This is a genomic window from Pseudomonas sp. 10(2024) (assembly GCF_045164175.1).
In the GTDB taxonomy this organism is placed as follows: domain Bacteria; phylum Pseudomonadota; class Gammaproteobacteria; order Pseudomonadales; family Pseudomonadaceae; genus Aquipseudomonas; species Aquipseudomonas alloputida.
Genome location: NZ_CP174006.1, coordinates 4,304,154 through 4,321,995, shown reverse-complemented (window position 1 = coordinate 4,321,995; position 17,842 = coordinate 4,304,154). Strand labels below are relative to the sequence as shown.

The 17,842-nt window shown below is 63.0% G+C and carries 20 protein-coding genes; 11 read left to right on the top strand and 9 right to left on the bottom strand.

Features of this window, described 5'->3' with window-relative positions; all coding sequences use genetic code 11:
- Positions 1-10: 10 nt before the first annotated feature.
- Positions 11-331, bottom strand: coding sequence for a hypothetical protein (locus ACI7M0_RS19575; RefSeq protein ID WP_020190529.1), 321 nt, complete (start codon positions 329-331; stop codon positions 11-13).
- A gap of 85 nt (positions 332-416) precedes the next feature.
- The gene (locus ACI7M0_RS19570) at positions 417-1,007 is read right to left on the bottom strand and encodes a cysteine hydrolase family protein (RefSeq protein ID WP_003252796.1); all 591 of its coding nucleotides are present in this window, start codon (positions 1,005-1,007) and stop codon (positions 417-419) included.
- Positions 1,008-1,188: 181 nt separating this feature from the next.
- Here ACI7M0_RS19570 and prmB point away from each other — a divergent pair, with 181 nt between their 5' ends.
- The gene (prmB, locus tag ACI7M0_RS19565; RefSeq protein WP_020190530.1) at positions 1,189-2,097 is read left to right on the top strand and encodes a 50S ribosomal protein L3 N(5)-glutamine methyltransferase; all 909 of its coding nucleotides are present in this window, start codon (positions 1,189-1,191) and stop codon (positions 2,095-2,097) included.
- Between the two features lie 132 nt (positions 2,098-2,229).
- Here prmB and ACI7M0_RS19560 read toward each other — a convergent pair whose 3' ends face one another.
- Both ACI7M0_RS19560 and ACI7M0_RS19555 read right to left on the bottom strand, forming a co-directional pair.
- Positions 2,230-3,012: a hypothetical protein gene (locus tag ACI7M0_RS19560; RefSeq protein WP_129971904.1), complete on the bottom strand. Its 783-nt coding sequence runs from the start codon at positions 3,010-3,012 to the stop codon at positions 2,230-2,232.
- Between the two features lie 65 nt (positions 3,013-3,077).
- Complete coding sequence (locus ACI7M0_RS19555) at positions 3,078-4,040, bottom strand: alpha/beta hydrolase (RefSeq protein ID WP_129933734.1); 963 nt, start codon at positions 4,038-4,040, stop codon at positions 3,078-3,080.
- Between the two features lie 237 nt (positions 4,041-4,277).
- Between ACI7M0_RS19555 and aroC the strand changes: the two genes are divergently transcribed.
- The 3 genes from aroC (at position 4,278) to ACI7M0_RS19540 (ending at position 7,202) form a co-directional block, all read left to right on the top strand.
- Positions 4,278-5,369, top strand: a complete 1,092-nt coding sequence (gene aroC, locus ACI7M0_RS19550) for a chorismate synthase (protein ID WP_129933735.1) — start codon at positions 4,278-4,280, stop codon at positions 5,367-5,369.
- 142 nt (positions 5,370-5,511) lie between these two features.
- Positions 5,512-6,666, top strand: coding sequence for an MFS transporter (locus ACI7M0_RS19545; protein ID WP_020192206.1), 1,155 nt, complete (start codon positions 5,512-5,514; stop codon positions 6,664-6,666).
- The gene (locus tag ACI7M0_RS19540) at positions 6,666-7,202 is read left to right on the top strand and encodes an oxidase (RefSeq protein WP_129933736.1); all 537 of its coding nucleotides are present in this window, start codon (positions 6,666-6,668) and stop codon (positions 7,200-7,202) included. The genes ACI7M0_RS19545 and ACI7M0_RS19540 overlap by 1 nt, the downstream gene beginning before the upstream one ends.
- 155 nt (positions 7,203-7,357) lie before the next feature.
- Here the strand turns inward: ACI7M0_RS19540 and ACI7M0_RS19535 are convergent, their stop codons facing one another.
- Complete coding sequence (locus ACI7M0_RS19535; protein WP_003252809.1) at positions 7,358-7,630, bottom strand: DUF3509 domain-containing protein; 273 nt, start codon at positions 7,628-7,630, stop codon at positions 7,358-7,360.
- A 265-nt stretch (positions 7,631-7,895) separates the two neighbouring features.
- Between ACI7M0_RS19535 and ACI7M0_RS19530 the strand changes: the two genes are divergently transcribed.
- Positions 7,896-8,420, top strand: coding sequence for an ankyrin repeat domain-containing protein (locus tag ACI7M0_RS19530; RefSeq protein ID WP_104962309.1), 525 nt, complete (start codon positions 7,896-7,898; stop codon positions 8,418-8,420).
- A 60-nt stretch (positions 8,421-8,480) separates the two neighbouring features.
- Positions 8,481-9,011, top strand: coding sequence for a hypothetical protein (locus tag ACI7M0_RS19525; protein WP_129933738.1), 531 nt, complete (start codon positions 8,481-8,483; stop codon positions 9,009-9,011).
- A 123-nt stretch (positions 9,012-9,134) separates the two neighbouring features.
- Here ACI7M0_RS19525 and ACI7M0_RS19520 read toward each other — a convergent pair whose 3' ends face one another.
- Entirely contained in the window at positions 9,135-10,073 is a 939-nt protein-coding gene (locus ACI7M0_RS19520) for a ZIP family metal transporter (RefSeq protein ID WP_162497228.1), read from the bottom strand.
- Positions 10,074-10,199: 126 nt separating this feature from the next.
- On the opposite strand from ACI7M0_RS19520, the gene ACI7M0_RS19515 reads away from it, so the two are divergent.
- The 4 genes from ACI7M0_RS19515 to ACI7M0_RS19500 all read left to right on the top strand — a co-directional run bounded on the left by ACI7M0_RS19515 (position 10,200) and on the right by ACI7M0_RS19500 (position 13,541).
- Positions 10,200-10,391 (top strand): PLDc N-terminal domain-containing protein, encoded by a 192-nt coding sequence (locus ACI7M0_RS19515; protein ID WP_003252818.1) that lies wholly within the window; start codon positions 10,200-10,202, stop codon positions 10,389-10,391.
- A gap of 139 nt (positions 10,392-10,530) precedes the next feature.
- A complete protein-coding gene (locus ACI7M0_RS19510; RefSeq protein WP_121161966.1) occupies positions 10,531-12,588 on the top strand; it encodes an LTA synthase family protein in 2,058 nt (685 codons plus the stop codon).
- Positions 12,589-12,794: 206 nt separating this feature from the next.
- The gene (locus ACI7M0_RS19505) at positions 12,795-13,031 is read left to right on the top strand and encodes a hypothetical protein (protein ID WP_020192211.1); all 237 of its coding nucleotides are present in this window, start codon (positions 12,795-12,797) and stop codon (positions 13,029-13,031) included.
- A 177-nt stretch (positions 13,032-13,208) separates the two neighbouring features.
- The gene (locus tag ACI7M0_RS19500; protein ID WP_003252824.1) at positions 13,209-13,541 is read left to right on the top strand and encodes a ribonuclease E inhibitor RraB; all 333 of its coding nucleotides are present in this window, start codon (positions 13,209-13,211) and stop codon (positions 13,539-13,541) included.
- Between the two features lie 261 nt (positions 13,542-13,802).
- On the opposite strand, the gene ACI7M0_RS19495 is transcribed toward ACI7M0_RS19500, so the two are convergent.
- A complete protein-coding gene (locus ACI7M0_RS19495) occupies positions 13,803-14,603 on the bottom strand; it encodes a cytochrome c (RefSeq protein ID WP_129933739.1) in 801 nt (266 codons plus the stop codon).
- Between the two features lie 529 nt (positions 14,604-15,132).
- On the opposite strand from ACI7M0_RS19495, the gene ACI7M0_RS19490 reads away from it, so the two are divergent.
- The gene (locus ACI7M0_RS19490) at positions 15,133-15,867 is read left to right on the top strand and encodes an amidotransferase (RefSeq protein ID WP_010952873.1); all 735 of its coding nucleotides are present in this window, start codon (positions 15,133-15,135) and stop codon (positions 15,865-15,867) included.
- A gap of 101 nt (positions 15,868-15,968) precedes the next feature.
- Here the strand turns inward: ACI7M0_RS19490 and ACI7M0_RS19485 are convergent, their stop codons facing one another.
- Together ACI7M0_RS19485 and ACI7M0_RS19480 are read right to left on the bottom strand one after the other, a co-directional pair.
- The gene (locus ACI7M0_RS19485; RefSeq protein ID WP_010952874.1) at positions 15,969-16,940 is read right to left on the bottom strand and encodes a magnesium and cobalt transport protein CorA; all 972 of its coding nucleotides are present in this window, start codon (positions 16,938-16,940) and stop codon (positions 15,969-15,971) included.
- A gap of 68 nt (positions 16,941-17,008) precedes the next feature.
- Positions 17,009-17,722 carry a 1-acyl-sn-glycerol-3-phosphate acyltransferase gene (locus ACI7M0_RS19480; protein ID WP_104887204.1) on the bottom strand — a complete coding sequence of 238 codons (714 nt, stop codon included), beginning with the start codon at positions 17,720-17,722 and terminating at the stop codon, positions 17,009-17,011.
- Positions 17,723-17,842: the final 120 nt, after the last annotated feature.

The window sequence follows — 17,842 nt, the reverse complement described above, 5'->3', positions numbered from 1 at the left end:
CGCAAAACCATCAATCGTGCTTCTTCATCAGGTGCGGCGACAGGTTAAGCTCCCGCCCGCGGCGCAAGCGGATACGGCTGCGCCGCCAGAAGCGCACACCCAGCCATAGCAATACCAGGCCCGCCACGGTCAGGGTGCCGGACAACGGTTTGTTGGCATTCAATTCCTGCAGGGCAGGGTAGTTGCCCAGCAGGCCGGCGACGCCGGCCATGGCCAGCAATACGCCCAGCGTCGCCAGCAGGGCCGACAGGCCGGCCGCCAGGCGGGCGCCCCAGTTACGCGGTTCGCGCGGGCGCAGGCGCTTGGCGTCGAAACTGCCTTTAAGCTTCATTCCGCTCTCCTCGGTGGATATCCGGAATTCGACCTGCTGCTGCCCATCGGGTTCCGCCCGGCTGCCGGGCGGTCCTGCAAGCCGCTCAGATCAGGCTGGCGGTGGGGGCCACGCAAGCGAAGTTGTCAGCCATCACGGCCATTTCGCACTGGTGAATCTGCGCGGCCGGAATGACGCCGTCCTTGAATGCCAGGTCACGGGTGGCCGACGCGTCTTCTACCAGGGTGCACCGATAACCATAGTCCTTGGCGCGGCGAACGGTGGTGCTGACGCTGGAATGGCTCATGAAACCACAGACGATCAGGTCCAGGTGGCCCAGCTCCTGCAATGTTTCGTGCAGCTTGGTGTTCTTGAACGCGTTGGGCATGCGTTTTTCGATGACGATTTCACCTTCCAGCGGCTCCAGCCCCGGAATGAACTGGCCAGCCGGCCCCTGGGGGTCGAAACGGCCACCAACAGTGCCCAGGTGGCGAACATGGATGATCGGACGGCCGCTTTTACGGGCGGCGTCGAGCAACCTGGCGATGTTGGCCACGGCCTCGTCCATGCCCGACAGCTTCAGGGGACCACTGAGGTACTCCTTTTGTGCATCGATGATGATCAGGCTGGCGTGGCTCAGCTTGGCCGGCGGATAGTCGCGGCCAGTGAGGCGAAACATCGTGGTTGGAACGGACATCAAGGGCTCCTTGGATAGGGCTTTTGTATACCTATTCTCCCCTGCCTTGGCGCCAATGGGAATGGTTGACAACGCAAGCGGCGTGGTTACTGGCCTGTGGCTAGCCTTTGGGCAAGGCAAAGGAACAAATGTGCGGGTGGGGCTGTTAGACTTTTGTCCGGTCTGAAAATAGGAGTACCCCGTGATCACATCTCGTCTGCGCACGCTGCGCGACTACATCCGCTGGGCGGTCAGCCGCTTCCACGAGCATGACCTGTTCTTCGGTCACGGTGCCGACAACGCCTGGGACGAAGCCCGCCTGCTGGTGCTGGGTGCGGTGCACCTGCCATGGGAGGTAGCCGACAGCTACCTGGACTGCATGCTCGAGGACGATGAGCGGGTACGCCTTCAGCACCTGCTCAAACGCCGTATCGAAGAACGTGTACCGGCCGCCTACCTGCTGGGCGAGGCCTGGTTCTGCGGCATGTCGTTCATCGTCGACGAGCGGGTGCTGGTGCCGCGTTCGCCCATTGGTGAGCTGATCGAAAAACGTTTCGAGCCGTGGCTGGCCAGCGAGCCGGCGCGCATTCTGGACCTGTGCACGGGGTCGGGTTGCATCGGCATCGTCGCCGCCGACGTGTTCCCCGAGGCCGAGGTGGTGTTGGCCGACCTGTCGTTCCAGGCCCTTGAAGTGGCCAACCAGAACATCGAGCGCCATGGCCTGGACGGGCGCGTGTACACCGTGCAGGGCGATGGCTTTGGCGGTTTGCCGGGGCAGCGTTTCGACCTGATCCTGTCCAACCCGCCGTATGTCGACGCCGAAGACTTCGACGACATGCCGGCCGAGTACCACCATGAGCCCGAACTGGGCCTGGCCTGCGGCAGCGACGGCCTGGACCTGGTACGGCGGATGCTGGCCGAAGCGGCTGACCACCTGACCGAGAAGGGTTTGTTGATTGTCGAAGTGGGCAACAGCCAGGTGCATGTCGAGGCGTTGTACCCCGAGGTGGACTTTGCCTGGCTGGAATTCGAGCGTGGCGGGCACGGGGTGTTCATGCTCACCGCTGAGCAGTGCCGCCAGCATCAGGAATTGTTCAAGGCCCGCGTTTAGGCTATTTGGGGCTGCTTTGCAGCCCATCGCGACACAAGGCCGCTCCCACAAGGTGCGCGATCAATCTGTGGGAGCGGCCTTGTGTCGCGATGGGCCGCGAAGCGGCCCCAATCTCCACCGGCTGATGCGGTCTTAGCGGGTTGCAATCCAGATCAACAGCCCTGCCTGGAACACGGCAAACGCCACCAGGCAGGTAATGGTGAAACGCAATCCGCCGTCTTCGCGCTGGTATTTGGCCACGCGCTCATCCCGCTCGCGCAGTTGCCCTTCCTTTTCCTGCAGTTGCTGGTCCGCCTGCTGCAGCAGGTTGGCGGCATCCAGAATCTCCACCCGCTGCAGGCGCTCGCTGCTCCAGGCGGCCTTCAGCTGGCCCACCGTCATATCCGCGATACGGCCCTTGAGGTGCTGGCTGTCCTCGTACTGCACCTCGATACCCACCCCGCGCAAGCACTGGTCTCGGCGCAGGCGTGAGTCCTCGTTCAGGGCGTCCTTGCTCGGCAGCGCCATGCCTTCCACCCGGTAGTGCGACCACTTGCGCTGCAACCACTGAGCGGCCTGGGCCAGCATGAAACGGCCGATGCCACGGTTCACCGGTTCCAGTTGCAGGCCATGTTCATTGCCAATGCGCACCAGGCGCTCGGCATGGTCGACGCGGATGTCCAGGCGGTTCTGCTCTTTGTGCACTTTCTGTCCAGGCAACTGGATTTCCATGCGCAGCAGGCTGTGTGCCTTGTCATGGCGCTCGGCATAGCCGAACTGCACAAAACGCAGCGGCCGCGCGCCGGTGCTGCGGTCGGTCGGCAGTGCTGCCAGGCGTAGCAGCTGGAAATGTTCGGCGGTCAGCTCGGCCCAGGGCAGGGCGGGGGTTTCCTGGGGTTCTTCGGCCGGCTCGACGGCGGTGGGGGAGGTGGTCATCAGGGCTTGTCCTCAGCTATGCCTGCTGTATCGGCAGGCATGGCTGAGACCTGAGCCTGTTTGACTTACGCCGAAGGCAAATGCTGGATGAACGTCACAATTCGCTCGCCCAGCTCACGCGCCAGCGGCAGCTCGGGGTTGAGGTAGCTGTCGCGCTGCTGGCTCATGCCCTTGGGGCTGATGCGCAGCATGTGGTTCATGCCATCGATCAGGACCAGTTGTGCATCTGGCTTGGCCGCTTTCAGCCGTTGGGCGTCGGCCACGTCCACCTGCACGTCGTTGCGCCCCTGCACGATCAGCGCGGGCATGGGCAGGCGGGCAAAGGCGGCTGCCGGGTTTTGCTGGAACAGCGAAATCAGGTACGGCTGCACGCTGGGGCGAAACACCTGGCGCAACGGCGCAGGCACATCCAGGCTGGTCTGCCCGGCCTGCAGGCGGTCGAGCAGGGCACTGCCACCGGCCAGTTGCGCGGGCGGCAGGCGCTGGGCCAGTTGTTCGTGCAGTACCTCGGCCAGCGGCCGGCCGCTGCCGGCCAGGGTGATGACTGCGCTGGCGCCCGCCTGCTCGGCGGCCAGGCTGGCAATCAGTGCGCCTTCGCTGTGGCCAATCAGGATCAGCGGGCCGAAGCGCGGGTCGGCTTTGAGCTTGTGGCTCCAGGCGACCACATCGGCCACATAGCGCTCCACGCTGAGGTCACGCTCGTCAGGCGTGGCCGGCTGGCTGGCGGCCACCCCGCGTTTGTCGTAACGCACGCTGGCAATGTGTTCGTTGGCCAGCAGCAGGGCCAGGCGCTTCAGGTTGTCGACCCGGCCCGACGCCGGGTTGTTGCCGTCGCGGTCGGTGGGACCGGAGCCGGCGATGATCAGCACCACTGGCGGCGGGGTGTCCTGTTGCGGCAGCAGCAGGCTGCCGTGCAGCACGCCCTGGCCGGTGTCCAGGTCGATCGGGCGTTGCAGTACAGTGGGGGCGGCGGCCTGGGCCAGGCCAGTGCACAGCAGGAAGAGCAAGGCGACGAGGCGCGACATCATGCGGTACTACATGGGGAGATGTGGGTTTGACCCAATGTTTGCGGGAAGGTTCTCGGGTGTGCATGGCAGGTTCGGCCTCTTCGCGGGTGAACCCGCTCCTACGGGGGGCTGCACACCATTGGAACCTGGTGGTGACCGTGTAGGAGCGGGTTTACCCGCGAAGAGGCCCGCACAGGCGATCAAACCATCTGTATACTGCTGCTTTCGTCCATTTCAGGCAGAACTCGCGGAGCGTCCATGTCCGGCAATACCTACGGCAAGCTGTTCACTGTCACCACCGCTGGCGAGAGCCATGGCCCGGCGTTGGTCGCCATTGTCGATGGATGCCCACCGGGCCTGGAAATTTCCCTCGCCGACCTGCAGCACGACCTTGACCGGCGCAAGCCCGGCACCAGCCGGCACACCACCCAGCGCCAGGAAGCCGACGAGGTGGAAATCCTTTCCGGCGTGTTCGAAGGCCGCACCACCGGTTGCTCGATCGGCCTGCTGATCCGCAACACCGATCAGAAGTCCAAGGACTACTCGGCCATCAAGGACCTGTTCCGCCCGGCCCACGCCGACTACACCTACCACCACAAGTACGGTATCCGCGACTACCGCGGTGGCGGCCGCAGCTCGGCCCGTGAAACCGCCATGCGCGTGGCCGCCGGCGCTATCGCCAAGAAATTCCTGGCCACCCAGGGCATCACCGTGCGTGGCTACATGAGCCAGCTGGGCCCGATCGAAATCCCGTTCAAGACCTGGGAGTCGGTGGAGCAGAACGCCTTCTTCAGCCCCGATCCGGACAAAGTACCTGAGCTGGAGGCCTACATGGACCAGCTGCGCCGAGACCAGGATTCGGTGGGCGCCAAGATCACCGTGGTCGCAGAAGGCGTGATGCCCGGGCTGGGCGAGCCGATCTTCGACCGCCTGGATGCAGAGCTGGCCCATGCGCTGATGAGCATCAACGCGGTCAAGGGCGTGGAAATCGGCGCCGGTTTCGCCAGTGTGGCCCAGCGCGGCACCGAGCACCGGGACGAGCTGACCCCGGACGGCTTCCTCAGCAACAATGCAGGCGGCATTCTGGGCGGTATTTCCTCGGGCCAGCCGATCGTTGCCCACCTGGCACTGAAGCCCACTTCCAGCATCACCACCCCGGGCCGCTCGATCGATGTCGATGGCAACCCGGTGGACGTCATCACCAAGGGCCGCCACGACCCGTGCGTGGGCATCCGTGCCACGCCGATTGCCGAGGCGATGATGGCCATCGCGTTGATGGACCACCTGCTGCGCCACCGTGCGCAGAATGCCGATGTGCAAGTGAATACCCCGGTGCTGGGCCAGCGCTGATCCAACTGCACCGGCCTCTTCGCGGGTAAACCCGCTCCTACATTGGGATATCACTGCCCTCAGGTGCAGTGACAGGGTGAAATCCGCGTAGGCGCGGGTTCACCCGCGAAGAGGCCGGCCCAGGTCCCCACAAGGCCACCCCATGCAACCCATCCCCTACTGGCGCCTGTCCAGCTTCTACCTGTTCTACTTCGCCCTGCTGGGCTCCACCGCACCGTTCCTGGCGCTGTACTTCGACCACCTGGGCTTTTCCCCGGCGCGCATCGGCGAGCTGGTGGCCATCCCCATGCTGATGCGCTGCGTGGCCCCCAACCTGTGGGGCTGGCTGGGCGATCGCACGGGCCAGCGTCTGTTGATCGTCCGCCTTGGCGCGCTGTGCACCCTGGCCACCTTCGCCCTGATCTTCTTCGGCAAAAGCTACGCCTGGCTGGCGCTGGTGATGGCCCTGCACGCGTTCTTCTGGCATGCGGTGCTGCCGCAATTCGAGGTCATCACCCTGGCCCACCTGCACGGGCAGACGTCGCGCTACAGCCAGGTACGTCTGTGGGGTTCGATCGGTTTCATCCTCACCGTGGTTGGCCTGGGCCGCTTGTTCGAATGGTTGAGCCTGGACATCTACCCGGTGGCGCTGGTCACGATCATGGCCGGCATCGTTGCCGCCAGCCTGTGGGTGCCCAATGCCCAGCCGGTGGAGCAGGGCGGGCGCAGCGGCACCGGGGGCTTCCTGCAGCAGTTGCGTGCCCCGGGGGTGATTGCGTTCTACGTGTGCGTGGCCCTGATGCAGCTCAGCCACGGGCCTTACTACACCTTCCTTACCCTGCACCTGGAGCACTTGGGCTACACGCGCGGTGCCATCGGCCTTCTATGGGCGCTTGGGGTGGTGGCCGAGGTGCTGATGTTCATGGTCATGAGCCGCCTGTTCGCCCGTTTCAGCGTGCAGCGCGTGTTGTTGGTCAGCTTCCTGCTGGCGGCATTGCGCTGGCTGCTGCTGGGTAACCTGGCTCAGGAGCCGGCAGTACTGATCTTCGCCCAGCTGCTGCACGCGGCCACCTTCGGCTGCTTCCATGCCGCCAGCATCGCTTTCGTCCAGGCCAGCTTCGGCGCCCGCCAGCAGGGCCAGGGCCAGGCGCTTTACGCAGCGCTGTCGGGGACCGGCGGTGCGCTGGGGGCGCTGTACTCAGGCTACAGCTGGAAGCTGCTGGGCCCCACCTTCACCTTTGGTATGGCCAGTGCCGCAGCCTTGGCCGCAGCCGTTATCATTGCCCTTTGTTCGCAACCGACCAGGACCCGCCCCTGATGAGCATTCTCAGCGTTTTCCACCCCGCCAGCCCGGCACTGCCGAACAAGGTGCTGACTCACCACGACGACATCGCCGCTACGTTGGCCGAGCAGGGCGTGCGCTTTGTGCATGCCGAACCTGGCCTGCGGGTGCGCCCGGGCACGGCCCAGGACGAGGTGCTGGAGGTTTGCCGCGCGTATCTGGATGAGTTGATGACGGCGCATGGCAGCAAGGCCTTCGCGCTGCTCAACCGCGACGGTGAAGACCCGGCACAGGTCGATGTGCGTGAGGAACATGTGCATGATGCCGACGAGCTGTTTGCCGTGGTCAGCGGGCGGGCGCAGGTTGGCCTGCGGCTGGGGGACTGGGTGTATTCAGTGCTGTGCGAGAAGGGTGACCAGCTGCTGGTGCCGGCCGGGACGCGGCGTTGGGTTGATTTGGGTGATACACCGTTTTGCCTGGCGTTGCGCTTGTATGGCAGCGAGCAGGGTGTGGAGGCCCGGTTTACCGGGGATGTGACGGCGCGGGCATTTCTTGGGATCGACGAGCTGTAATGGCATTGCCGGCCTCTTCGCGGGTGAACCCGCTCCTACAGCGGTTGCGCCGCCCTTAGGCATCGCGCAGTCAATGTTGCGCCGCCCTTAGACATCGCGCAGTCAATGTAGGAGCGGGTTTACCCGCGAAGAGGCCAGTTCAGGCAATACACCCCTCAGCGGTAAGTCGGCAGGGCAAACCGCTGCTGGCTCTGCAGCATCGAGATCACCGGCAATTCACTGGCCTCTTCAGCCAGGTCACGACGGATGGCACTGATCGCCCAGGACAACTGTTCGGCACTGTGCAGTTGCCCATAGGTCAGCACCCGGCGGGTAACCTTGCCATCCGCTGCGCGCAGGGTAAGCAGTACACCGCCATCGGGCCGGGCTTTGGTATTCACCTGATAGGCCGAAAATACCGATGCGAACTTTTGCTGGATGAGGTCCATATCAACTCCTGGCTGTTGTGTGGCAGACATGAGTTGATGGTTGCAGTGACCGTGCCAGAATCCTGTTTGGCGAAAAACCAGTAAATACAGGGAGTTACGGTGGATTTGCAGAGGCGGAATCGTGCAGGCTGCACGGTCGTGCATTTTGCACAGTGCATTTTGCACGGGTCAGGGTTTGCCTATCGGCTTCATAGAATCTGAACCTTTGACCGCAATGGCATGCCTGACGAACACTTGGGCCATCAATTATGCCAGGAGGTTCCCTATGTCCAGCCAAGCCGCACCCGCCACCATGAACGATGACGAAACCGCTGCGTTCGCCGAGCAGGTGTTCGAACGTGCCCGCCAGGGCGACGCCGACATGCTCGGGCGCCTGCTTGCCAGCGGCCTGCCGGCCAACCTGCGTAACCACAAGGGCGATACCCTGCTGATGCTGGCCAGCTACCACGGTCACCACGAGGCGGTGCGCGTGCTGCTGGCGCAAGGTGCCGACCCGCTGATTGCCAACGACAACGGCCAGCTGCCGATTGCCGGTGCCGCATTCAAAGGGGACCTGGCGATGATTCGCCTGCTGGTGGAGCATGGCGTACCGGTGGATGCTGCCGCACAGGACGGTCGCACCGCGCTGATGTTGGCGGCCATGTTCAACCGCAGCGAAATCCTCGACTACCTGCTGGCACAAGGGGCCAACCCGGCGCACCAGGATGCCCGCGGCATCACCGCCCTGATGGCGGCGCAAACCATGGGCGCAGCAGACACTGCCGCGCGCCTGCAAGCGCTGGCCGGCTAACCGCCAGGGGGCATTTGCGGCTATCCTTGGCGACTTTTCACCCGTCGCAGGCCCCCTTTCATGAAAACTCAGTTGCTCGAATTCATCAGCCTCATTGGCGCCGGCTGCATGCGTGAGGCAGAAATCGAGCGTATCGCCGACGAGGCCGCCCAGGCCTACGCCGACCCTGTCGCCTTCCTGGCCGCCAACCCCGACATCAACTACGACGACACTTTCCCGATTCCCTTGGGCGAATGGGTGGTGCTGGGCAGCCTGCCGGATACCGTGGTGTTCCAGGCCGACAGCTATCAGGAGCTGTTTCAGCAGATCAGTGATTCGTTCGACAACAGCGTGCCGTTTACCCTCAAGCCCAAGCAACTGGCCCGTACCGAGCCACTGACCGCGCTCAACCGCATCCAGGTGCAGATGGGCGCGCTGAACAAGGAGGCGGGTGGTTATGTGCTGCTCAACTTCAGCCAGTTGCTCGATGACGAGCTGCAGATGGTCATGGTGGGGCAGCAGGACCTGGCTCGGGTAATGGAGTTGGGAGCAGAGCTGGGCATCAAGGTCGAGCCGGCGCTGGAGGCTTTGAAAGTCGCCGTGCACATCTGATACCAGTGATTGCTTGTTCGAGGGCATGCCCGCTCCCTCAGGTACTCCACCGCATCAGGCCCTGTGATAACCCTGTGGGAGCGGGCGAGCCCGCGAAGAGGCCGGCTCACGAAACATCAATCTTCAGCCCAGCGCAGTGTCGAGAAACATCATCACCGCAAACCCGCCCATCAACCCCAGGGTCGCCGCTGTCTGGTGCCCGTTGCGGTGGGTTTCGGGGATCACCTCGTGGCTGACCACAAAGATCATCGCCCCTGCCGCCAGCCCCATGCTGATCGGGTAGGCGAGGGCAAAACCGGTAGAAATCCCCAGCCCGATCACCGCCCCTAGCGGCTCCATCAGGCCCGACCCTATCGCCACCAACGCGGCCTTCAGGTTAGAAAGCCCGGTGGCGCGCAAGGCCAGTGCCACGGCCAGCCCCTCGGGGATGTCCTGGATGGCGATTGCACTGGTCAGCGGCAGGCCGATGTTCATGTCGCCATTGGCAAAGCTCACGCCAATCGCCATGCCTTCAGGCAGGTTGTGCAGGGTGATCGCCAGCACAAACAGCCACACCCGGCTGATGCGCTCGGCTTCGGGCCCGCACGGACCGGTGCTTTCGTGTTCATGCGGGGTGAAGCGGTCCAGGCCCAGCATCAGCAGCACACCCAGGCCCATGCCGAGCACCACGGTAAACGCCGCGGCCGGGCCATTGCCCGTGATCTCGCGGGCAGCCTCCAGGCCTGGCAGAATCAGCGAAAACGAACTGGCTGCCAGCATCATGCCGGCAGCAAAGCCCAGCATCACATCCTGGGTGCGCGCGTTGACATCGCGCAGCACCACCGCCAGCACGGCGCCCAGTGCGGTGGCGCCAAAGCCCGACAACCCGCCCAGCATGGCCAGGTGCAGGTTGTCGGCATGGTCGCCGTTCACCGCGTTCCAGAGGCTGGCGGCCAGCAGCACGCCCACCGCCAGCAGGCTCAGCCCCAGGCCGGCACTGAGCCAGGGGGTATCGATGGCTTGCTGGCGCCAGGCCTGCAGCAGTGAAGGTGGGGCGGCGCTTTGGCTGTGGGTAGGTGGCATACGAACCTCGAATCAGTGAATGCAGTCAGTCTATCGAGGGACCTGCGACATCCGCCAAGGATTCCCTTCTATTGGCGCGATAGCTGACTATGCTGTGCAGCAAAGCCTCTGGACAGGAATTCAGACATGGGATCAACCTTCAACAGCCTGGTCGGGCTGATCATTCTGGCGCTGGATATCTGGGCCATTCTCAACGTGATCAAGAGTGGCAGCGAGGTGGGCATCAAGGTGTTGTGGATCTTGTTGATCGCCTTGCTGCCGGTGGTGGGGCTGGTGATCTGGGCAATTGCCGGGCCGCGGGGGAATGTGCGGCTCTAGGCGCGGTACTGACATAGCCAGTAATGGGGCCGTGACAAAATTTTCACATTGGTTTAAACAGAATCCGCACCCGCATAATGCTGCGTTGGCCTGGCGCCATCGCCTCTTCGCAAACCGCAATCCTAGGACCTTCCCATTCATGGCTACCTCCGACGCCTTGAAGCAACAGGGCGCGCGAACGTCATTTTCGCCGACCCTGAAATCCCACCTGGCCTACACGCTGCTCAGTGGCCTGGTGATCATGCTGATGCTCAGCCTGGTGCGCCTGGCGCTGCTGGCCTACAACAACGACATGGTCGGCGATACCCCTTATTCGACGGTCGCCGAAGGCTTCTTCAACGGCTTGCGCTTCGACCTGCGGGTGGTGGTGTACATCAGCATCCCCCTGCTGCTGGCCATGCTCAGCCCCTGGGCCATGGCCCGGCGTGGCGTGTTCCGTTTCTGGCTGACCCTCGCTTCGAGCGTGGTGATGTTCCTCGGCCTGATGGAAATGGACTTCTACCGCGAGTTCCACCAGCGCCTCAACGGCCTGGTGTTCCAGTACATCAAGGAAGACCCGAAAACCGTCATGAGCATGCTCTGGTACGGTTTCCCGGTGGTCCGCTACCTGCTGGCCTGGGCCTTCGGTACCTGGCTGCTGAGCCTGCTGTTCAAAGGTATCGATCGCGCCACCCGCGCCGAAGGCCTGCACCGCGTTGCCCCGTGGTACAAGCGCCTGGCGGTATTCATGGTGATCCTGCTGGTGGCCGTGGCCGCTGCCCGTGGCACCCTGCGCCAGGGCCCGCCGATGCGCTGGGGTGATGCCTTTACCACTGACTCCAACTTCGTCAACCAGCTGGGCCTGAACGGCACCCTGACCCTGATCGACGCCGCCAAGAGCCGCTTTGGCGAGGACCGTGCCAACATCTGGAAGCCAGTCCTGCAGCAGGACGTGGCCACGCAAAGTGTGCGCGAGCAACTGCTGACCGCCCACGACACCCTGGTCGACGCCGACGAAGCCGCCATCCGCCGCGACTTTGTGCCGCCAGCTGACCGTACCCTGCCGATCAAGAACGTGGTGGTGATCCTGATGGAAAGCTTCGCCGGCCACTCGGTAGGCGCGCTGGGCAGCCCCAACAACATCACCCCGTACTTCGACAAGCTGGCCAAAGAAGGCCTGCTGTTCGACCGCTTCTTCTCCAACGGCACCCATACCCACCAGGGCATGTTCGCCACCATGGCCTGCTTCCCCAACCTGCCAGGTTTCGAATACCTGATGCAGACCCCGGAAGGCGGCCATAAGCTGTCGGGCCTGCCGGCCCTGCTCGGCGCCCGTGACTACGACGACGTGTATGTCTACAACGGCGACTTTGCCTGGGACAACCAGTCCGGGTTCTTCGGCAACCAGGGGATGACCACCTTCATCGGCCGTAATGACTTCGTCAACCCGGTGTTCTCCGACCCGACCTGGGGTGTGTCCGACCAGGACATGTTCGACCGCGGCAACGAAGAGCTGGCCAAGCACGATGGCAAGAAGCCGATCTACGCGCTGCTGCAGACGCTGTCCAACCACACGCCGTATGCCCTGCCGAAGGACTTGCCGGTAGAGAAGGTTACCGGCCAGGGCCGTCTGGACGAGCACCTGACCGCCATGCGTTATTCGGACTGGGCGCTGGGCCAGTTCTTCGAGAAGGCGCGTAAGGAGCCTTACTTCAAGGACACCCTGTTCGTCATCGTCGGTGACCATGGCTTTGGCAACCACCAGCAGGTTACCGAGCTGGACCTGGGCCGCTTCAACGTGCCATTGCTGCTGATTGCCCCGGGCATTCAGGAGAAATTCGGTGCGGTGAACCACACCGTGGGTACCCAGGTCGACATCGTGCCGACCATCATGGGCCGCCTGGGTGGCAAGGCTCGCCACCAGTGCTGGGGGCGTGACCTGCTCAACCTGCCCGAGGGTGACCAGGGCGTGGGCATGATCAAGCCGTCGGGCAGCGAGCAGATTGTCGGGCTGGTGCAGGGTGACCGTATCCTGATCGAGTCCAAGGACATGAGCCCGCGGATGTACCGCTACCAGTTGGGCAGCGAGTTCAAGGCCGAACTGATCGAAAGCCCGGACCAGCCGGAAATGCTCAAGAAGCTGGAAGCGTATATCCAGACGGCGACCAAGAGCCTGCTGGATAACACCGCTGGCGTGGTGCACGGCACACCGAAGTAAACCGGGGCCGCGTTGCGGCCCATTCGCGGGCTTGCCCGCTCCCACAGGCATTGCACAGGGCTCGAACCTTGTGCTGGCCCTGTGCGAGCGGGCAAGTCCGCGAATGGGCCCCGCACAATTTTCCCGGACTGAACATTATCCCCGCCCCAAGGTCAGTTATTCAGGCATCACACACCTGGTGTTCGTTGACTGAGAGGGTCCGTTCAATGAAAGAGTGGGAAGTCATTTTTGCCGACCAGAAGGGCGAACCGTCCGCATTGCTGTTGCATGCCGAGCATTGCCCCAGCGAGGAAGACGCTGCGCGGGCCATCCGCTCACACCTGTTTCCGGTGATGGATGAGCTGGACCTCAACGACTTCCAGGACCGTATCATCTCCCCGACCGCACGCTGGCTCAAAGAGCATAGTGGTGTGACCATCACCAGCATTCACGAAGTACCCTGAACCACACGTTTGCGTGGTGCCCTGGCAGGCGCTACGCTGGTGGAGGGCCTACCTGTTCTGTGGGTTGGCGCCGCCTCAATAATTCGCGTCTTGCATCAGCTCGAACTGCCCGGCCGTTGCCGGCAGGTGCGTAGTGCACGGAAAGTCTATCCATTGCTTTATTCAGGAGGACGATTCATGAGCAGCCAGAACGACGATATCAGCAGCAACGTCCTGCGCCAGATGAAGGCAGGCGGTTTCGACTTCACCCAGATCCACCCCATCGAGTTCTATGCCGTATTCCCGGACGAAGCAGGGGCCCGTCGTGCAGCCGGGCAGTTTCGCGGGGAATCGCTCAATGCCCAGGTGAAGGAGCTGGGCGACGGTGCCTGGCACCTGGAACTGAGCAAGGTCATGTACGCCACCCATGGCGGGATTGGCGACTTTGAAGAGGCCTTCGAGCAGTTGGTGACACCGTATGGGGGTGAGGTGGAAGGGTGGGGCGTCAAGCACGAGCGGCTCACGGCCTGACAGTTTTGTGTTGGCCCGTTCGCGGGTTAACCCGCGCCTACACATTGATGGATGGACACCACCTGCCGTTGTAGGAGCGGGTTCACCCGCGAATACGGTGGCGGCGGCAACGGTGAACGGCCAGGGATATTGGCCAGCAGGCCCGGCCATTTCGCGGGTGAACCCGCTCCTACGACGGCCTGTGTCCGACCCCCGGTGTGTGTCCAACCCCCGGTGTTTGTCCATCACCGTGTAGGAGCGGGTTTACCCGCGAAGAGGCCCTCAAGGCTTACGCGTTGCCATGTGCCCCAAATAGGCCAACAGCGCATCCAGTTCCTGTTCACTCAACACACTTTCGGCAAACCCCGGCATCTTCGCCTGCGGCCACTGCCGCAGGCTTTGCGGGTCGCGTATCAACTTGCGTAAATAAACCGGCTGAAAATACTCGGTCGGGTTATACGGCACATTCAAGTCCGGCCCCACCTGGCCATCCCCCGCACCGTTCAACCGATGGCACACCAGGCAGTTCTGCTGGAACAGGGCAAAGCCCTGACGCACCGGGCTGTCGGCCGGCAGCTTCGGGTCGGGTAGCAGTGCAGGAAACCGCTGGTCCACCGGGGCCAGCTTGCGAAGGGTGGCGATCTGGAATGGCCACTGTTCAGGGCGGATGCCGCTGGCCTGCGGCGCAGTCCACACCAGGTAGAACGGCCCGGCACTTGGCTTGCCTTGACCCAGTGGCGGCCACGGCTTGCCTGGGTCTTCCACGGCCAACCAGGCCCGTGCTGGCCCTGGCTGCAGCAATGCTGCAGCGGGCATTTCGGCGGCAAAGCCATCCAGCGCCACGGCCTGCAGGTGATCGCGGGCGCTCACACCTTCCAGCAGCGTGGCCAGCGGCACTGCCCGATAGTGCATGGGGCGTTTGTAGGATACGTCCTGTTCGATGCTGATGTCCCGGGCCTCAGGGTGGCCAAGCAGTTCGGCGCTGCTCCACTGGCGCGGTGTAGCGCCCAGTTCAAGGTGCAGTTGCGCCGCCGACAAGGGCAGGCTCAGGAGCAACGCTAGCAGGGCAAGGCAGTGGCGCATAGGCAATCTCCGACCATCAAGGCCAGCAGGTTACCTGTGCGTTGCCCGTTGGCGCCACCGCTGCCGTCAGCCAAACAAACGTGTCAGGTTCGGCAAGATCAATAGCAACGTGGTGGCAAATAAAATGAGCCCGGCTTGGCGAATTTTCGATTGTCTGAACATGGCGGACCGCCTTCTTGTTGTTATTCCTGAATACCCGTTGGCTTCCTTGTCGTCGCGCTTCGGGTCGATCGCAGTGGCGTTGCATGGCGCCGGACTGCTTGCCTCTTGAAAGTGGATATACCTTCAACAGTAGGGTGTGCGTTATCCATATTTGAGAACCCTTTGTTCTAACCGTGCACTAAAACCATTCCTCTGGCTATGAGGCCAAGTGCTATCTAGCTGGCACGCTCTATCTAGACAGTGGCGCAAGTACCCGGCACGCGCCGACGAAATGTGACCGTTCGTCAGTGCAGCCTACTTGCTTGTACGTGCCTTTCGCGGCAGTCTCTACAGCAGATTCCCACCCATGTCGTTCAGGACTACCCCTATGTCGTTACGCATCTGCATCCTTGAAACCGATGTCCTGCGACCGGAGTTGACGGCGCAATATCAGGGCTACGGCAGGATGTTCGAGCAGCTCTTCTCGCGTCAGCCGATTGCCGCCGAATTTTGTGTGTACAACGTGATGCACGGCGACTATCCCGCCGACAGTGAAAAGTTCGATGCCTACCTTGTGACGGGCAGCAAGGCCGATTCGTTCGGTACCGACCCGTGGATCCAGACGCTAAAGGCCTACCTGCTCAAGCTTTACGAGCGCGGTGAAAAGCTGCTGGGCGTGTGTTTTGGCCACCAGTTGCTGGCCTTGACCCTGGGTGGCAAGGCCGAGCGGGCTGAGCAAGGCTGGGGCGTGGGTATTCATCGCTACTCGTTGGCGGCGCATGCGCCGTGGATGGACCCGGAGGTGTCGGAACTGACCTTGCTGATCAGTCACCAGGACCAGGTGACCGAACTGCCGGAAGGCGCTACGGTGATCGCCTCCAGCGATTTCTGCCCGAATGCGGCGTACCACATTCGCGACCAGGTGCTGTGCTTCCAGGGCCACCCGGAATTCGTGCATGACTACTCCCGCGCACTGCTCGATGCGCGCCAGGAATACCTGGGTGACGAGGTGTACCACAAGGCCGTCGCCAGCCTGGCCACCGAGCACCAGGGTGATTTGGTAGGGGAGTGGATGTTGCGCTTTATCCAGCAGCCGTCAAAGGCCGGCGACAGCGCCGCGTAATCGGTGGCAACCCTTCGCGGGCACGCCCGCTCCCACAGGTGATGCACAATTTCCAGCATTGTGTGCGACCTGTGGGAGCGGGCGCGCCCGCGAAGAGGCCATCAAAGCCAACCCGATTTCTTGAAGCTGGCATACAACCCGGCACACCCCGTCGCAATCACCCCCAGTACCGCGAAGTAACCGTAGTGCCAACTCAGCTCCGGCATGTTCTGGAAGTTCATCCCGTAAACCCCGGCAATCGCCGTAGGGAATGCCAGAATCGCCGCCCAGGCCGCGAATTTGCGCTGCACGATGCTTTGCCGTGACGACTCCAGCAGCATGCCGATCTCGATCGTCTGGCTGGCAATGTCGCGTATACCGGCCAAGTCCTCCATCTGCCGCGTCACGTGAATCTGCACATCACGAAAGTACGGGCGCATGTTCTTGTCGATGAACGGGAAGCTCAGGCGCTGCAGTTCTTCGCTCACTTCAACCAGGGGTGCCACGTAGCGGCGCAGGCGCAGGATGTCTCGGCGCAGGCTGTGCAGGCGGCGGATGTCGTCTTCCCGCAGCGAGCCGCCCAGTACGCTTTCCTCCAGCGCTTCGATCTCGCCATGAATGGCCTCGCTGACCGGTTGGTAGTTCTCGGTGACGAAGTCGAGCAGGGCGTACAGCACGAAGTCTTCGCCATGTTCCAGCAGCAGGGGCCGAGCCTCGCAGCGCTGGCGGACCATGGCGTAGGATTTGGAGTGGCCGTTGCGGCAGGTGATGATGTAGCCGTTGCCCGCGAAGATATGGGTTTCGATGAATTCCAGCTTGCCTTCGTGGCGCACTGGCGAATAGGTGACGATGAACAACGCGTCACCGAAGGTTTCCAGCTTGGGCCGGCTGTGTTTTTCCAGGGCATCTTCGATGGCCAGTTCGTGCAGGTTGAACTGCGACTGCAGGTTGGCCAGCTCTTCGGCATTGGGCTCTTCCAGGCCGATCCACACGAAATGCCCCGGCTTGCGCGCCCACTCGCTGCCTTCGTCGATGCTGATGTTGGTGACCTTTCTGCCGGCGCTGTACACCGCCGATGCCACGACTCGACCCATGGTTGTCCGCTTATTCGTTTGAACACGGATACAGCTTGGGCTGTACCCGGCTCCAGAGCAACCCCGGATCAGGCCAGTTCTTTTTCCATGCGGTCAATGCACTGCTGCATTTGCCCACGGCATTGCTCGATCAGCGCTGGCAGGTCCTGCAGCGTCATGCCCGTCGTGGCAATGGGCGGCAGCGAGCGCACGATTACCGTGCGCTGGCGCCAGCTGTTCAGGCTCAGGCGCCTGGCATAGCGGCTGACGCAGACCGGCACGATCGGCACACCGGCCTCGATGGCCATGTGAAATGCGCCTTTCTTGAAGGCCAGCAGATGCTCGCCGGGATTGCGGGTGCCTTCGGGGAAAATCCAGATCGAGGTGTCGTCCTGCAGAACCCGGGTGGTCTTCTGTATGGCCCTGCGCGCCTGATAGGCATTCTTGCGGTCGACCAGCACGTTGCCGCCCAGCCAGAACAGTTGGCCGAACAGCGGGATCCAGCCCAGGCTCTTCTTGCCGATGGCGACGGTGCGCTGCGGCACCACTTGGCCCAGCACGAACAGATCGAAGTTGGACTGGTGGTTGGCCACGATCACGCAGCCGGGCGGGTGGTCCCACAATGGGCCGACTTCGGCCTTGACCTTGATGCGCATCAGCCAGGTGGCCGGCAAGCTGTAGAGCCGGGCGAAAACGCGGCTGTTGTCAGGGTTGAAGGGGCGGCACAGGCCAATGAGCAGGCCCACGGTGCCAACGGCAAGAAAATGCAGCCCCAGCAGGAACATACGCAATGAATAAAGCATGGTACGACTCACACCAGACGGTCGCGGTGCAGTGTACGGGTGTGCACTGGCTGGGGCAAACCTTGGTGCAGGCCTGTTCCGGCCCTTTCGCGGGCAAGCCCGCGAAAAGGGCCCGTGCGG

What these genes read in the sequence shown, in the direction of transcription:
- ACI7M0_RS19575 (WP_020190529.1), bottom strand. Translation starts at nt 331, where the DNA reads ATGAAGCTTAAAGGCAGTTTCGACGCCAAGCGCCTGCGCCCGCGCGAA.
- ACI7M0_RS19570 (WP_003252796.1), bottom strand. Translation starts at nt 1,007, where the DNA reads ATGTCCGTTCCAACCACGATGTTTCGCCTCACTGGCCGCGACTATCCG.
- ACI7M0_RS19560 (WP_129971904.1), bottom strand. Translation starts at nt 3,012, where the DNA reads ATGACCACCTCCCCCACCGCCGTCGAGCCGGCCGAAGAACCCCAGGAA.
- ACI7M0_RS19555 (WP_129933734.1), bottom strand. Translation starts at nt 4,040, where the DNA reads ATGATGTCGCGCCTCGTCGCCTTGCTCTTCCTGCTGTGCACTGGCCTG.
- aroC (WP_129933735.1), top strand. Translation starts at nt 4,278, where the DNA reads ATGTCCGGCAATACCTACGGCAAGCTGTTCACTGTCACCACCGCTGGC.
- ACI7M0_RS19545 (WP_020192206.1), top strand. Translation starts at nt 5,512, where the DNA reads ATGCAACCCATCCCCTACTGGCGCCTGTCCAGCTTCTACCTGTTCTAC.
- ACI7M0_RS19540 (WP_129933736.1), top strand. Translation starts at nt 6,666, where the DNA reads ATGAGCATTCTCAGCGTTTTCCACCCCGCCAGCCCGGCACTGCCGAAC.
- ACI7M0_RS19535 (WP_003252809.1), bottom strand. Translation starts at nt 7,630, where the DNA reads ATGGACCTCATCCAGCAAAAGTTCGCATCGGTATTTTCGGCCTATCAG.
- ACI7M0_RS19530 (WP_104962309.1), top strand. Translation starts at nt 7,896, where the DNA reads ATGTCCAGCCAAGCCGCACCCGCCACCATGAACGATGACGAAACCGCT.
- ACI7M0_RS19525 (WP_129933738.1), top strand. Translation starts at nt 8,481, where the DNA reads ATGAAAACTCAGTTGCTCGAATTCATCAGCCTCATTGGCGCCGGCTGC.
- ACI7M0_RS19520 (WP_162497228.1), bottom strand. Translation starts at nt 10,073, where the DNA reads ATGCCACCTACCCACAGCCAAAGCGCCGCCCCACCTTCACTGCTGCAG.
- ACI7M0_RS19515 (WP_003252818.1), top strand. Translation starts at nt 10,200, where the DNA reads ATGGGATCAACCTTCAACAGCCTGGTCGGGCTGATCATTCTGGCGCTG.
- ACI7M0_RS19510 (WP_121161966.1), top strand. Translation starts at nt 10,531, where the DNA reads ATGGCTACCTCCGACGCCTTGAAGCAACAGGGCGCGCGAACGTCATTT.
- ACI7M0_RS19505 (WP_020192211.1), top strand. Translation starts at nt 12,795, where the DNA reads ATGAAAGAGTGGGAAGTCATTTTTGCCGACCAGAAGGGCGAACCGTCC.
- ACI7M0_RS19500 (WP_003252824.1), top strand. Translation starts at nt 13,209, where the DNA reads ATGAGCAGCCAGAACGACGATATCAGCAGCAACGTCCTGCGCCAGATG.
- ACI7M0_RS19495 (WP_129933739.1), bottom strand. Translation starts at nt 14,603, where the DNA reads ATGCGCCACTGCCTTGCCCTGCTAGCGTTGCTCCTGAGCCTGCCCTTG.
- ACI7M0_RS19490 (WP_010952873.1), top strand. Translation starts at nt 15,133, where the DNA reads ATGTCGTTACGCATCTGCATCCTTGAAACCGATGTCCTGCGACCGGAG.
- ACI7M0_RS19485 (WP_010952874.1), bottom strand. Translation starts at nt 16,940, where the DNA reads ATGGGTCGAGTCGTGGCATCGGCGGTGTACAGCGCCGGCAGAAAGGTC.
- ACI7M0_RS19480 (WP_104887204.1), bottom strand. Translation starts at nt 17,722, where the DNA reads ATGCTTTATTCATTGCGTATGTTCCTGCTGGGGCTGCATTTTCTTGCC.